The 14,987-nt window shown below is 66.1% G+C and carries 12 protein-coding genes; 9 read left to right on the top strand and 3 right to left on the bottom strand.

Annotated elements, in window-relative coordinates; translation table 11 throughout:
- Positions 1–163: 163 nt before the first annotated feature.
- Positions 164–1,339 carry an acyl-CoA dehydrogenase family protein gene (locus HB681_RS19865; protein ID WP_256353976.1) on the bottom strand — a complete coding sequence of 392 codons (1,176 nt, stop codon included), beginning with the start codon at positions 1,337–1,339 and terminating at the stop codon, positions 164–166.
- Between the two features lie 161 nt (positions 1,340–1,500).
- On the opposite strand from HB681_RS19865, the gene HB681_RS19860 reads away from it, so the two are divergent.
- Positions 1,501–3,345 carry an acyclic terpene utilization AtuA family protein gene (locus HB681_RS19860; RefSeq protein ID WP_213956595.1) on the top strand — a complete coding sequence of 615 codons (1,845 nt, stop codon included), beginning with the start codon at positions 1,501–1,503 and terminating at the stop codon, positions 3,343–3,345.
- A gap of 174 nt (positions 3,346–3,519) precedes the next feature.
- Here HB681_RS19860 and HB681_RS19855 read toward each other — a convergent pair whose 3' ends face one another.
- Positions 3,520–3,825, bottom strand: coding sequence for a high-potential iron-sulfur protein (locus HB681_RS19855; RefSeq protein ID WP_213956594.1), 306 nt, complete (start codon positions 3,823–3,825; stop codon positions 3,520–3,522).
- Positions 3,826–4,001: 176 nt separating this feature from the next.
- Here HB681_RS19855 and HB681_RS19850 point away from each other — a divergent pair, with 176 nt between their 5' ends.
- From HB681_RS19850 to HB681_RS19815, 8 genes are all read left to right on the top strand, one after another.
- The gene (locus HB681_RS19850) at positions 4,002–6,692 is read left to right on the top strand and encodes a bifunctional acetate--CoA ligase family protein/GNAT family N-acetyltransferase (RefSeq protein ID WP_213956593.1); all 2,691 of its coding nucleotides are present in this window, start codon (positions 4,002–4,004) and stop codon (positions 6,690–6,692) included.
- Positions 6,693–6,741: 49 nt separating this feature from the next.
- Positions 6,742–7,128 carry a DUF4345 domain-containing protein gene (locus HB681_RS19845; RefSeq protein WP_213956592.1) on the top strand — a complete coding sequence of 129 codons (387 nt, stop codon included), beginning with the start codon at positions 6,742–6,744 and terminating at the stop codon, positions 7,126–7,128.
- 82 nt (positions 7,129–7,210) lie between these two features.
- Positions 7,211–7,711, top strand: coding sequence for an STAS domain-containing protein (locus HB681_RS19840; RefSeq protein WP_213956591.1), 501 nt, complete (start codon positions 7,211–7,213; stop codon positions 7,709–7,711).
- Positions 7,711–8,148 carry an ATP-binding protein gene (locus HB681_RS19835; protein ID WP_213956590.1) on the top strand — a complete coding sequence of 146 codons (438 nt, stop codon included), beginning with the start codon at positions 7,711–7,713 and terminating at the stop codon, positions 8,146–8,148. The genes HB681_RS19840 and HB681_RS19835 overlap by 1 nt, the downstream gene beginning before the upstream one ends.
- An 84-nt stretch (positions 8,149–8,232) precedes the next feature.
- Positions 8,233–8,853, top strand: coding sequence for a hypothetical protein (locus HB681_RS19830; RefSeq protein WP_213956589.1), 621 nt, complete (start codon positions 8,233–8,235; stop codon positions 8,851–8,853).
- 67 nt (positions 8,854–8,920) lie between these two features.
- Entirely contained in the window at positions 8,921–10,786 is a 1,866-nt protein-coding gene (locus HB681_RS38765; RefSeq protein ID WP_213956588.1) for an OmpA family protein, read from the top strand.
- A gap of 16 nt (positions 10,787–10,802) precedes the next feature.
- On the top strand, positions 10,803–11,297 hold the full coding sequence (locus tag HB681_RS19820; protein WP_213956587.1) for a Rab family GTPase: 495 nt from the start codon (positions 10,803–10,805) through the stop codon (positions 11,295–11,297).
- A gap of 5 nt (positions 11,298–11,302) precedes the next feature.
- The gene (locus HB681_RS19815; protein ID WP_213956586.1) at positions 11,303–12,523 is read left to right on the top strand and encodes a SpoIIE family protein phosphatase; all 1,221 of its coding nucleotides are present in this window, start codon (positions 11,303–11,305) and stop codon (positions 12,521–12,523) included.
- 47 nt (positions 12,524–12,570) lie between these two features.
- Here the strand turns inward: HB681_RS19815 and HB681_RS19810 are convergent, their stop codons facing one another.
- A complete protein-coding gene (locus tag HB681_RS19810) occupies positions 12,571–14,808 on the bottom strand; it encodes an NADP-dependent isocitrate dehydrogenase (protein ID WP_213956585.1) in 2,238 nt (745 codons plus the stop codon).
- Positions 14,809–14,987 lie beyond the last annotated feature (179 nt).

The raw sequence follows: 14,987 nt of genomic DNA, 5'->3' as shown, positions 1-14,987 counted from the left end.
GCTGGCAATCGTCTCGCTTTCTCAAGTCGCCCGCCGAATACCAAAGTCATTCAAATGTGCGATGGACTCAATGGCTTCATCCTCGCTGGAACTTGATACATGCGAGTTGCTTGCATCAAGTTACCTGCGGGCCAATGATTTCGTTTAAGCGATTTACTTTGACTCAAACGCCAAACTGCCGCGCGGCCAGATCCTTCATCACCTCCTCGGACCCGCCGCCGATCATCATCACCTTCACCTCCCGGTAGATGCGTTCTGTCCGCGTCCCCCGCATGAAGCCCATGCCGCCGAGCAACTGCACGGCGTGGTCGGCGCAGAACTGCATGGCCTGCGTGGCCAGTACCTTGGCCAGGCACACGCGGGCCACCAACTGCGCCGGGTCGGCAAGCTTGTGCTCGATGCGGTAGGACAGGTCGTAGACCAGCGCGCGGGCCGCGTCGATGCGCAGCGTCATGTCCATCAGCTTGTGCCGCACCACCTGTCGCTCCGACAAGGGACTGCCGGCGATCGTGCGTTGCCGCGCCCAGTCGACCGCCTCTTCCAGGCAGACCTCGGCATAGCCGTACGCCAGCGCCGACATCATCAGTCGCTCGTTGTTGAAGTTCTGCATGAATGTCTTGAAGCCCTTGTTCTCCTCGCCGATCAGGTTGGCAACGGGCACGCGGCAGTTGTCGAAGCGCAGGTGCGCAGTGTCGGAACTCCACCAGCCCATCTTCTTGAGCGGCGTGCGCGTGAGGCCGGGCGTGTCTCCTTCGACCAGCAACGCCGAGATGCCGCTGGCGCCCTTGGCCGCCGGGTTGGTACGCACCGCGACCGTCAGGTAGTCGGCGCGGATGCCCGAGGTGATGAAAGTCTTCTCGCCATTCAGCACGTAGTGGTCGCCATCGCGCACCGCGGTGGTCCGCAGGTTGGCGACATCCGAGCCGCCGGAGGGCTCGGTCACGGCGAGCGCCGCGATCTTCTCCCCGCGCAGCACAGGCGGAATGACGCGCTGCTTGATGGCCTCGCTGCCGGCCTTGAGGATGGGCGGCAGCCCGATGCTGTGCGACAGCAGCGAGGCCTGCATGCCGCCGCAGCCGGCGCGCGCAAATTCCTCGGCGAGGATCAGCGAATAGAAGGTGTCGGCCGGCGTCCCGCCGTATTCCTCCGGATAACCCAGGCCGAGCACTCCGACATCGGCCGCACGGGCGTAAAGCGAGCGCGGGAAGGTCTCGGCCTCGTCCCATTCGTTGACGAAGGGACGGATCTCGCGTGAGACGAAATCGCGCAGGCTGGAACGAAACTGCTCGTGCTCGGGCGTGAAATAGAACGGCAGCGGCGGCGTGTCAAGAAACTCCATGGTCATCATCTCCTGGGTTCGAGCGAGGCTAGTCCCACCGTCCGGGGGCGTCTTGTGCCCAGTGGCTACTGCCAGCCCGCCGGCCAGCGAGTTGGCGCAAGCCGTGGCCTGCGGGGCTGGCTAAGCTGCGGCGCAGTACCACCCATCGACGAGACAATCCCATGGCCACCCACTCTTCCACTCAAGACCCGTCCCCATCCAAGGTCGTGCGCATCGGCGGCGCCTCCGGCTTCTGGGGCGACAGCATGGTCGCCGCCCCGCAACTCGTGAAGCTGGGCCGGCTCGACTACCTGGTGTTCGACTACCTGGCCGAGACCACCATGGCCATCCTTGCCGCCGCACGCGCCAAGAAGCCGGAGATGGGCTACGCCACCGATTTCGTCGACATCGCGATGAAGTCCGTGCTGGCCGAGGTCAAGCGCCAGGGCATCAAGGTCATCAGCAATGCCGGCGGCATCAACCCCCACGCCTGCGCGGAGGCGCTGCGGGCGCTGGCGGCGGCGGAAGGCATTTCGCTCAGGATCGCGGTGGTCGAAGGCGACGACGTATCCGCCCGCATGCCTGAATTGCGCGCCAACGGCGCCAGGGACATGTTCACCGGGGAGTCACTGCCCGAGAAGGTGCTGAGCGCCAACGCCTACCTCGGCGCCACGCCCATTGCGGCGGCGCTCGCGGCCGGCGCAGAGGTCGTCATCACCGGCCGCTGCGTCGACAGCGCCGTCACGCTCGGCGCCTTGATGCACGAGTTCGGCTGGGGTCCGGACCAGTACGACCAGCTCGCCTCCGGCAGCCTCGCCGGCCACATCATCGAATGCGGCTGCCAGGCCACCGGCGGCCTGCACACCGATTGGGAAGACATCCCCGACTGGGCCAACATGGGCTATCCCGTCATCGAGTGCCATGCCGACGGCAGCTTCATCGTGACCAAGCCCGAGCCCAGCGGCGGCAAGGTGATCCGCGCCAACATCGTCGAGCAGATGCTCTACGAGATCGGCGACCCCGGCGCCTACCTGCTGCCCGACGTGAGCTGCGACTTCCGCGACGTGGTCATCGAGCAGCAAGGCGACAACCGCGTGCGCGTGGGACCGGCCAAGGGTCGCGCACCCACACCCTCCTACAAGGTGTCGGCCACGCAGCTGGACGGATTCCGTTGCGCCGGCAGCATGGTCATCATCGGCATCGACGCGGAGAAGAAAGCGCGCCGGACCGCCGAGGCGATCATCGAGCGCACCAGCAACATCCTGCGCCAGCTCGGCATGCCGCCTTTCACCTCGACGCACATCGAGGTCCTCGGCGCCGAGACGCTCTACGGCCCGCATGCGCGCACGCGCCAGGCGCGCGAAGTCATGATGCGCGTGATCGTGAACCATCCGCAGAAGGCCGCGCTGGCAATGTTCGCGCGCGAGATTTCGCCGGCGGGCACTTCGTGGTCGCCCGGCACCACCGGCCCCGGCGGCGGCAGGCCCGCGGTGTCGCCACTGATCAAGCCCTTCTCTTTCACGCTCGACAAGCAGACGGTGCCGGTGTCCTTCGTCATGGACGAGGTGCGTCATCCGGTGGCGATGGCCAGCGGCACGGGCGATGGCGCCGCAACCGACGCCACGACACCGGCCGAATGGAAGGACGAGGCCGGCGAGCCGATGCGCGAGGTGCGGCTGATCGACCTGGCCTGGGCGCGCAGCGGCGACAAGGGCAACCTCTCGAATATCGGCATCGTCGCGCGCAAGCCCGAGTGGCTGCCGCTGCTGTGGGATCGCGTCAGCGAGTCCGCGGTCGGCAGCTACTTCGCCCACATGGTGCACGGCAAGGTCGAGCGCTTCCACCTGCCCGGGACGGCATCGATGAACCTGCTGCTGCATGACGCGCTCGACGGCGGCGGCCCGTCGTCGATGCGCCTGGACCCACTGGGCAAGGGCATGGCGCAGATGCTGCTCGACATGAGCATCAGCGTACCCGCCTCGGTCGCGGCGCAACTCGCACCCGCCTCGCGCTACAGCACGGCCTGAAAAAGGCGTGAAGATTTCGTAGCGAGGGCGCCAGCCAGGAGGCCGGTTCGCGGAACGCAGCCGTACTCCAGTACGGCGACAACGAAGTTGCGGCGAGGCTGACAACTGCGCGAAGCGCTTGTCATGCCGGAGCCAACGCCGCAGGCCCGAGATCGGCGTCCGCAGCGGAAAGATTCAAGCCTTCTTCGACCAGGCGCTGCACCAGCCCTTGGCCTGCACCTTCTTGCCGGCGAACAACGCGCAATCGCCAACCGTCTCGCCCGGTTTGGCCATCCACAGCGTGCACCCGTCGCAATGCTGCGCGTTGTCATGCTTGGGGTACTTCTTGCCGTCGGCCTTGGTGGTGTCGGACACATAGCCGAGGGCCACGGCGGTGGGATCCTTCTCGTCGACAGGCGCCTGCGCTGAGGCCGTGGTGGCGCTCAGGCTCGCGCCCGAAGCCGCGAGCACCATGAGGAAGGTTCGTCGGTCTTGTCTCATCGTGGGTTCCTTTTTATGGGGGTGACTTCGATCGGACCCTGCAGTGCCGCAAGCGCACCTGGGGCCGCAGCAGGATTCTGCGCGTACCGGCCGCTTGATGCAGCGAGTCGAAAACGGTCCCCGGGGCTCGGTATATGCTCGCTTTCCCCCGGACGAAGAACTGGCGCCCCGCACTCATGCAAAAGCACTACCTCACACCATTGTTCGCTCCCGAATCGGTCGTGGTGTTCGCCGGGGCGATCCGGCAGGCGGAAGACGACCACTGGCATTCGACCGCGATTCGCCGTGCGCTGGAAGCCGGCGGCTTCGAAGGAACCCTGGAATACCTGGACGTGCACACCAGCGGAACGCTGGGCGACCTGGTACAGGCGCGCGCGGACCTGGCGATCATCGCCCTGCCGAGCCGGGACATTCCGGCGGCACTGGGCATTGCCGGCCGCCTGAGTTGCCGTTCCGCACTGGTCATCTCGTCCGGCATCGGCCCTGACGAAGCAGCCGATTTGCGAAGGGTCGCAAGCCGCGAGGGCATCCACCTGCTGGGGCCAAATTCGCTGGGCCACCAGCGGCCTGCGTTGCGCCTCAACGCCAGCACGGTCGGCCCGCTCGCAGCGACCGGCCCGTTGGCGCTGGTCTCGCAATCCGGCGCGTTGACAGCCGCCATGCTGGACTGGGCGCGCCAGAACGCGGTGGGCTTCTCCAGCGTGGTCTCGCTCGGCCCCCATACCGCGCTCGACATCGCGGACGTGCTGGACTTCCTGGCCGACGACAGCGCGACGCACAGCATCGTCGTGTACCTCGAAGGCATCTCGGAGGCCCGTCCCTTCATCAGTGCACTCCGCTCGGCCTCGCATGCCAAGCCGGTCGTGGTGCTCAAGGCCGGACGCAAGCCCGCGGGCAACGAGGCCGCGCACACGCACAGCGCAGCAACCGTCGGCAGCGACGACGTGTTCGACGCGGCATTGCGGCGGGCCGGGGCGGTCCGGGTGCGCTCGTTCGTCGAGTTGTTCTCGGCGGCCAAGTGCCTGGCGTCGCGCTATCGGCCGGTGGGTCAGCGGCTGGCCATCGTCACCAACGGCGGCGGTCCGGGCGTGCTTGCGGCGGACTGGGTCAACGAGATCGGCCTGGAGCTGGGCAAGCTCTCTGCCGAGTCGATCGACAAGTTGAGGCCGCAGCTGCCACCCCATGCCACGCTGACCGACCTGATCGACCTGTCCGAAGAAGCCGACGCCACGCACTACCACGCCGCCATCACCGCCGCCGCGGCCGACAAGCAGGTCGATGGCGTGCTGGCCATCTATTCGCCCAAGGCCGGCGCCGACGCAGCAGCCGTCGCGCACACGTTGACCGAATTCCCGCGCCCGATGCGCAAGCCTTTGCTGGCATGCTGGATGGGCGACGCCACCGTCGGCAATGCGCGCAAGGTGCTGTCCGATGCGCTCATCCCGACTTTCCGCACGCCGGAAGCGGCCGTCGGCGCCTTCGGCAACATCGCATCCTTCTATCAGAACCAGTTGCTGCTGCAGCAGACGCCGCCGCCGCTGTCGCCGCTGGCCAAGCCCGACATCGAGGGCGCCCGCCTGCTGATCGACAGCGTGCTGTCCGAGCGCCGCACCGTGCTGACCGAGATGGAGTCGAAGACGCTGCTTTCGTCCTTTCACATCCCGATCACCCGCACCGTGCTGGCTCGCACCGCCAACGAGGCCATGATGCTGGCGACGCAGATCGGCTTTCCGGTGGCGCTCAAGATCGACTCGCCCGACATCAGCCACAAGACCGACGTCGAGGGCGTGGCGCTCAACATCCTGAACGGCGCCGGTGCGCGCGACATGTTCAATGAACTGATGGAACGCGTGAAGCGCCTGGCGCCGGCGGCGCGCATCCATGGCGTGACCGTCCAGAAGATGGCGTCGGCGCGGCGCGGCCGGGAGATCTATGTGGGGCTGGTCACCGACGACCCGTTCGGCCCGGTGATCGTGTTCGGCGCCGGCGGCACCATGATCGAGTTGCTGAACGACCGCGCCATGGAACTGCCGCCGCTCAACCAGTTTCTCGCACGCCGCCTGATCGAACGCTCCCGCGTGGCGGAGACCCTGCGCGAATGGCGCGGCGCCCCGCCGGTCGACATGGAGGCGCTGGAGCATGTGCTGCTGCGCGTGTCGGAGATGGTCTGCGAACTGCCCGAGCTGCGGGAGATGGACATCAACCCCATCATCGTGGACGAGGCCGGCGCCATCGCGGTCGATGCGCGCATCGTCGTTGGCAGCACGCCGCAGGCGCTCAGCGGCTATGCCCGCGGCTACCAGCACCTGGCGATCCTGCCCTACCCCGCGCGCTACCAGCGCGAGTTCGTCATGGGCGGCGGCGGCACCTGCACGATCCGACCAGTGCACCCGGACGATGCGGACATGCTGCAGAACTTCGTGCGGGAACTCTCGCCGGAGAGCCGCTGGTTCCGCTTCGTCTCGCAGTTCCACGAGCTGCCGGCCACGATGCTGTCGCGCTTCACGCTGATCGACTATGACCGGGACATGGCGCTGGTCGCGGTCGTCCAGGAGCGTGTCCTTTCCGACGACGGTACCGTCAAGGAGATGGAGTACATCGTCGGCGTGTCGCGCTACGCCATCAATCCGGACAAGATCAGCTGCGAGTTCTCGCTGGTGATCGCCGACGCCTACAAGCGCAAGGGCCTGGGCTCGCGGCTCATGGAGGGGATCATGGACGTGGCCCGGGACAAGGGCCTGTCCGAAATGGACGGGCTGGTGCTGACCAACAACCACGACATGCTGAAGCTCATGCGGCACATTGGCTTCACCGTGAAGATGTTCGCCGAAGATCCGGAGTTCCGGCTGGTGACGTACAGCCTGTAGCAATAGCTGCCTGGCGCGCCATGCGCCGACTTGTCCGAGGAGGTGTCCCATGAAGCGCGCCCTTCAGTCGATCGTCCTGCTGCTGAGCCTGTTGCCGCTCGCGGTCGGCACGCTCGGCTTGCTCTTCGGTGTCGAGTTCTACATTCCCGCCGCAGCCGCATCGCCGAATCTCGACAGCCAGTTCCGCTTCATGTCCGGCTGGGATGTGGGCCTGGCCATCATCATCTGGTGGATCGTCCCGCAAATCGAGCGTCAGACCGCCCTGTTCAGGATCGTGAGCATGGCCGTCTTCCTGGGCGGCCTCGGCCGGCTCGCCGCGTGGCACGTGACTGGCAGACCCGCGACGGCAGTGGTGCTGGTCGCGGTCATCGAGTTGCTGGTTCCCCTGCTGATTCCGTGGCAGGCCCGCATCGCGTCCGCCCACCAGACAAGCTGAGCATCCGGCACCGATTCAGTTGCCCCCATCGCGAGTTTTAACGATACCAAGTTATCGACGTAGTAATACTTTGCGCGTATGCTTGACGACGATCCTGCTTGTTGATCGCAAGACGCACAAATCCCGGTTTTTATTCTGTACAAGAAGACCGACGGATCAGGCGATTCTTGTGTCGGAGGCTCCTGCTGGCTCAACGTTCGACATCGACATCCTCTGCGGAGATCGTATGGACCTGAGACGGGAACAACTGGCTGATGGCATCGAGAAGATCAGCCTGGTTGGGCGCATGGACAGTATCGGCGGGCACGACATCGACAACCGCTTCAAGGCGATGGTCGGGTCCCGCAAGCTTCTTGCCGTGGTGGACATGTCCGAGGTGTCTTTCCTGGCGTCCATCGGTATCCGCACGCTGGTGATCAATGCGCGGGCCCAGTCCTCGCGCGGCGGCGGCATGGTCCTCGCCAGCCCGCAACCCCTTGTGGCGGAGGTGCTCAAGATGGCAGGCATCGACACGATCATCCCGGTCTATCCCGATGTCGATTCCGCCTTCAGTGCGCTGATGGCCTCCTCCGAAAGCCGTTGATGTCATCGAACGGCGGGGAGCCGGAGGCTTCCCTGATCGTCGACAGCGAGCTGCGCGAACTCCCGCGGGTGAACGCCTGGGTGCACGACTGGGCCGAGCGCCAGCACCTGCCGGAAAAGATTGCGCACAACCTCGATCTCTGCTCGACCGAGGTCGTCACGAACATCATGACCCATGCCTGCGGCGATGGCGCGCAACGCATCCTCCTGCGCCTGGGCTGGCAGGGCGACGAAATCGCGCTGGAAGTCGAGGATGAAGGCCACAAGTTCGATCCGCGGCAGGTCGTTGCCCCGACGCACGCCACCAGCCTGCAGGACGCACGGATCGGCGGCTGGGGCATCCCCATCGTTCGACGTTTTTCCGACGGTGTGCAGTACCGCTACGAAGACGGCCGCAATTGCCTGACGCTCCTGTTCCGGCCGACGGCGCCGCCCTGACAAGCCCCCGACCACGCCATTTGCCTTTGCATCGCGGCGCCGGCGTCTCCGGCGTAACCAGTCAACCACCCCAGGAGTTTCCCAATGGCACAAGCAGGCAAACCAATACCGACCATCGACGTGCAGACCGCCATGGCGGCGCAGGCAGCGATGGGCGGCCAGACCAATGGCAACGGCAGCGAGACATCCGGCGTCGACAAGATGCGCGAGCTGCTGTTCGGCAACCAGATGCAGGACTACGACAAGCGCTTCTCCATCATGGAAGAGCGCTTTCAACTGCGGCTTCGCGACATGGAAGCGGAGTCGTCGCGCAGCCTGAGCAATCTGGAATCCACGATCAAGAAGCAGCTCGAATCGGTCGCTGGCCAGTTCCGCGAGGAAAAGGACTTGCGTGCCGATGCCGACAAGGAGCTGGAACGCAGCCTGCGCGACCACACCCAGGCACTGGAAAAGCGCCTGGCCCAGCTGTCCGACCAGCTTGCGCGCCACGAGCGCGACTTCACCGACCGCCTGGGTCATGAAGTGCAGGGCCTGCGCGACGAGATGCGCAAGCGCCAGGACGACTCCCGCGCCACCATGGAGCGCATGTTCTCCGAGCTCAGCAACGTCAAGACCGATCGCAACCTGCTCGCCGGGCTGTTCGTCGAGATTGCCAAATGCCTGAACCAGGACGTGACGCCGAAGGGCGCCAACGGCGGCGGTTGATCGACACCGCGCGTCCGCCGCTTGAGTCGATGTGGCCCATGCGGTCGGACGCAGGGGCGGCCACGCCGTGAACGCACGCCTGTCGCTTGCCGCGACGAGCGCGTACCGCAGCGAGGCCGAGCAGGACCAGAGCCGCCGCCTCGCCGGGCTGTTGCTGGAATTGGCGCGTTGCGTCAATCCGGACATCGCGATCGAGCTTCCGCCAGCGCGGCTGGAGGACGATCCGCGCATGGATGCGCTGCGCGACGTCCTGATGGAGCGCGAGAAGGCGGCGCTGGCACGGCTGCAGCAGAAGTTCGACGATCCGCGCGAGTTTGCCGATGCGGTGGGCTCGGTGTTGCCGGCCGCCTTCACGCTGGCGGCCTCGCGCAGCGACCACCTCGGCCAGGTCATTGCACCCACGGTCGAGCGCGCAACCCAGGCGTCGATCCGCAAGAACCCGCGCACCATGGTCGACATCCTGTACCCGGTGATGGGGCCGGCCATCCGGAAGGCCATCGCCGAGACCCTCGACGGCTCGCTGCAATCGCTCAACCAGGCGCTCAAGTACAGCCTGTCGTGGCGCGGGCTCACGTGGCGCATCGAGGCCATGCGCAGCGGCACGACTTTCGGTGACGTGGTGCTCAAGCACACGGCGGTGTACCGGGTCGACCACATCTTCATGATCCATCGCAAGACGGGCCTGCTGATCTCGCATGTGTCCCGCGACGATGCGACGACGCAGGACCCGCAACTGGTGTCGGCGATGCTCTCCGCCATCCAGGATTTCGTGCGCGACTCGTTCGACGAATCGGCCAGCGGCGGCACCAACAGCGGTGGCATCGACACCCTGCGCCTGGGCGATCTGCTGTTGTGGATCGAAGAAGGACCATCGGCCTTCCTGGCCGCGGTGGTGCACGGCAATCCACCGCCTTCGTTGCGGATTCGCCTGCGCGAATCGCTGGCCGCGGTGCACGAGGAATGGCGCGCGCCGCTGGAGGAATTCGAAGGCGACACCGAAGGCCTCGAAGCGGCGGGGGAACGGCTGCGGCCCTGCCTCATCTCGCAGGACGCCGAGCATCACAAGAAGTTCTCGCCGCTGCTCTGGATCATTCCGTTGGCGCTGCTGATCGCGCTGGGCTACTGGCTCACGCTGCGCGTCATCGAAAGCCGGCGCGTGGACAGCTACGTCGAGTCGCTGCAGGCACAACCCGGCATCGTCGTGACGAATGCCGACCGCCGCGGCGGCAAGTGGCTGGTGTCCGGCCTGCGCGACCCACTCGCGGCACAGCCGGAAGACCTGCTCGCGAAGACCAAGCTGGACCCGACCCGCGTCATCGGCCGCTGGGAGCCCTACCAGGCGCTGCATCCGGCCATCATCCTCAAGCGCATGCAGGCGACCCTGAACCCGCCGGCCACGGTCACGCTGACGCAGGATGCCAGCGGCGTGCGCGCCAGCGGCACGGCGCCCCAATACTGGATGGACAAGGCGCGCGCCTTCCTGCTCACACTGCCCGCCGGCGCGCCAAAGATCGACCTGAGCGCGCTCCAGGACGTCCAGGACCCGGACTACCTGCGCCTGCACGACGCCATCGAGGCGCGGCTCATCCACTTCGAGAACAACGTGGCGCGCCCCTCGGCCAGCCAGGAGGAGACGCTCGACGGCGCCGCCGCGGAAATGCGCGACCTGATCCAGGTGTCGCGCACCCACGGCTTCCCGGTGAAGGTGACCATCGTCGGCCACGCCGACGCCACCGGCAAGGAAAACTCCAATCTTGCCCTCAGCCTGGGCCGCGCCGAAGTCGTGCGCTCCATGCTGCGGGCCCGCGGTGTCGATCCGCTCATGCTCGCCGTCCGTGGCGCCGGTCCGCTGGAGCCATTGAAGCCCGGCGCCAGCGTGGACGAGTTGTCGATGAACCGGCGTGTGTCTTTCGTCGTCAGCACTGGCGAATAGGAATAAACGAGTCCCGATGCTTCAGAAAAAAATCTGCCTCCTGGGCGCTTTCGGCGTGGGCAAGACCAGCCTCGTGCGCCGCTACGTCGACACCATCTTCTCGGATGCCTACCTCACCACCGTCGGCGTGAAGATCGACAAGAAGGTGATGACGGTTGGCTCCGAGCAGATGGCCTTGATCCTCTGGGACATCGCCGGCGAGGACGCGGTCGCGGCCGTGCGCGTGAGCTACCTGCGCGGCGCCGCCGGCTACCTGCTGGTGATCGACGGCACGCGGCCTGAGACGCTGGACACCGCCGCGTCGATCCAGTCGCGCATCACTGCCGAGATCGGCGCGGTGCCCTTCCTCGCCCTGCTCAACAAGGCCGACCTGGTGGAGGACTGGGCCCTCGCGCCGGAGCGGGTCGAGCAACTGGAGGCGGCAGGCTGGACCTTCAGGCGCACCAGCGCCAAGACCGGCGACAGCGTCGAGGCGGCGTTCGAGGAATTGGCGACACGCCTGGCGAAGTAGCCCCCATGCTGGACCTCCCCGCGCGGATCTCCGACTCGTTGTTGCTGCTGATCGATGCGCAGCGCATGCTCGCGCACCTGGTCGTCGACGACACGCAGAACCTCGTGCAGGCCGGCGGCCACCTGGAGCACTACGGGCTGTCGGACCTCGAATTCGGCGTACCCGCGGGCGACCAGATCCCTTTGCTCGAAGGCATGCTGCCGCTGGTGGAGACACCCTTCCTGATCCGCTCCATGGCCATGCCCAGCGGACGCGTGGCCGACATCCACTTCTTCGCGGACGACGGCGACGGCACCGTCTGGGTGCTGCTGCTCGACGTGACGGCCGAGTGGGAAGAGACGCGATTGGTTCAGCAGAAGGCCTACGACATGACCTTGCTGAGCCAGCGCGAGGCGAGGCTCATCGCACAGCTCGAAGCGGCAAACCAGGAACTGACGCGCGCCCACACCGACCTGGCCGCGTCCCGCGAAGCCTTGCAGCTCACCCACGACCGCCTGCAACTGGAACTGCGCGACGCAGAGCGCTATGTCCGCGCCGTGCTGCCTGACCCGCTGTCGGAACCCTTCACGGTCGACTGGCGCTTCGTGCCTTCGACCGAACTGGGCGGCGACTCGTTCGGCTATCACTGGGTGGACAGCGAGCACCTGGCGATCTACCTCATCGACGTCTGCGGCCATGGCGTGGGCTCTGCCCTGCTGTCGGTCGCGGTCGCAGACACGCTGCGCTCCGAGGCGCTGCAGAAGACCGACTTCCGCAGCCCGGCTGCCGTGCTCACCGCGCTCAACCAGGCCTATCAGATGGAGCGGCACGGCGAGTTGTTCAGCACCGTCTGGTACGGCGTCTATCACCGCGCAACGGGTGCGCTGCGCTACGGCTCCGCAGGCCATCCCCCGGCCATCGCAGTGAGCGGGTCTGGCGATGCGACAGGGGAAGCCCGGCCTTTGCAGGCTTCAGGTGCCTGCATCGGCATCTCACCGGCTGCGCGCTTCACGGAACAGCAATGCGTATTGCAGTCCCCTGCCCGCCTGTTCGTCTTCAGCGACGGCGCCTACGAGATCACGCGGCCGGATGGGTCGATGCTCGCGTTCTCCGAATTCACCGAGATCCTCACGCGGTCGGTCAGCAACGGGAAGTCGGAACTGGACGGGCTGCTGGACTTTGCGCGGGAGGCGCATGGGCCAGGGGCGTTGGAGGACGACTTCACCATCATCAAGTTGGCGTTGTGAAGTCGCGGAGCGCGGCCAAACGCTGAAGCGCGGGCCGCGCACAGGCGCTACGCCCCCACCGTCTCCAACGCCGCATTGAACGTCGGGCTCGGCCGCATCACCGCCGCCAGCTTCGCCATGTCCGGCTTGAAGTAGCCGCCGATATCCGCGGGCTTGCCCTGCACGTCCTTCAGTTCGCCGACGATCTTGTTCTCGTTTTCCGCCAATGCCCTGGCCAGCGGCGCGAAGTGGGCCTGCAGTTCCTTGTCCTCGGTCTGCGCGGCCAGCGCTTGCGCCCAGTACATCGCCAGGTAGAAGTGACTGCCGCGGTTGTCGAGTTCGCCGACGCGCGTCGACGGGCCCTTGCCGTTGTCGAGCAGCATGCCGGTGGCGGCATCCAGCGTCTTGGCCAGGATCAGCGACTTGGCATTGCCGGTCTTCTGGCCAAGGTCTTCCAGCGAGACCGCCAGCGCGAGGAACTCGCCCAGCGAATCCCAGCGCAGGTGGTTTTCCTCGACCAGTTGCTGCACGTGCTTCGGCGCCGAACCGCCTGCCCCGGTCTCGAACATCGCGCCGCCAGCCATGAGCGGCACGATCGAGAGCATCTTGGCGCTGGTGCCCAGTTCCATGATCGGGAACAGGTCGGTCAGGTAGTCGCGCAGGATGTTGCCGGTGACCGAGATGGTGTCCTTGCCGCGGATCACGCGCTCCAGCGTGTAGCGCATCGCGCGCACCTGCGACATGATCTGGATGTCCAGGCCCTTGGTGTCGTAGTCCTTCAGGTAGGTCTTGACCTTCTTGATGAGTTCCATCTCGTGCGGGCGGTATTCGTCGAGCCAGAACACGGCCGGCATGCCCGACAGGCGCGCGCGGTTCACGGCCAGCTTGACCCAGTCGCGGATCGGCGCATCCTTGGTCTGGCACATGCGCCAGATGTCGCCTTCCTCGACCTTCTGCTCCAGCAGCACTTCGCCGGTGTCGATGTCCACGATGCGGGCCACGCCGGGCTCGGGAATCTCGAAGGTCTTGTCGTGCGAGCCGTATTCCTCGGCCTTCTGCGCCATCAGGCCGACGTTGGGCACGGTGCCCATGGTCACCGGATCGAAGGCGCCGTTGGTCTTGCAGAAGTTGATCATCTCCTGGTAGATGCGGGCGAAGGTGCTCTCGGGCATCACGGCCTTGGTGTCCTTCGGACGGCCGTCCGGGCCCCACATCTTGCCGCCCTGGCGGATCATGGCGGGCATCGACGCATCGACGATCACGTCGTTGGGCGCGTGCAGGTTGGTGATGCCCTTGGCCGAGTCGACCATCGCCAGCTCGGGCCGGTGCTCGTGGCAGGCGTGCATGTCCTTGATGATCTGCTCGCGCTGCGAGGTGGGCAGCTTCTCGATCTTCTCGTAGACGCTGCTCACGCCGTTGTTGACGTTGACGCCGAGTTCCTCGAACAGCTTGCCGTGCTTGGCGAAGGCGTCCTTGTAGAACACCTTGACCGCGTGGCCGAACACGATCGGGTGCGACACCTTCATCATGGTCGCCTTCACGTGCAGCGAGAACATGACGCCGGTCTCGCGCGCGTCCTCCATCTCGTCCTCGTAGAACTTCACGAGCGCCTTCTTGCTCATGAACATGCTGTCGATGACTTCGCCGTCCAGCAGCGCGACCTTCTTCTTCAGCAGGATGGTCTTCCCGCTTGCCGTGACCAGGTCCATCTTCACGTCGCGCGCCTTGTCGAGCGTCATCGACTTCTCACCGTGATAGAAGTCGCCGTCGTGCATGTGCGAGACGTGCGTGCGCGAGGCCGGGCTCCACTTGCTCATCGCATGCGGCTTCTTGCGGACGTTGTTCTTGACGGCGGCCGGCGCGCGGCGGTCGGAATTGCCTTCGCGCAGGACCGGGTTCACGGCGCTGCCCAGGGCCTTGGCGTATTTCGCGGCGACGGCCTTGTCTTCGTCGGTCTTCGGGTCTTCCGGGAAGTCCGGCAGGTCGTAGCCCTTGGCCTGCAGTTCCCGGATGGTGGCCACGAGTTGCGGCACCGACGCGCTGATGTTGGGCAGCTTGATGATGTTGGTGTCGGGGAACTGGGTCAGGCGCCCGAGTTCGCCGAGGTTGTCGGGCACGCGCTGGGCCTCGGTCAGGCGCTCGGGAAACTCGGCCAGCACGCGGGCCGCGACGGAGACGTCGCTGGTGACGACATCGATGCCCGCGGGCGCCGCGAAGGTCTGGATCACGGGAAGAAAGGATGCGGTCGCCAGCAGCGGCGCCTCGTCGGTGAGCGTGTAGATGATGCGGGATTTTCCGGCGGTCATTGTGGGCCTCAGGGTACGTTGAACAGGCGTGGATCGGGAATTGGGTGCGCGTATTGTCCACGGGCTTCGCCGGCACGTTCATGCGTCCGATCAAGATCCCGTCGGGAAGGCAGGCCCTATCCATCGGCGCATCCGACAACGCTTGTCAAGGCGTGGAAAAGAGGCGCAAAGTTCGCATC

Source organism: Variovorax sp. dw_954 (assembly GCF_018449755.1).
Classification (GTDB): Bacteria; Pseudomonadota; Gammaproteobacteria; order Burkholderiales; family Burkholderiaceae_C; genus Variovorax.
This window is presented reverse-complemented; position numbering and strand designations above follow the sequence as displayed.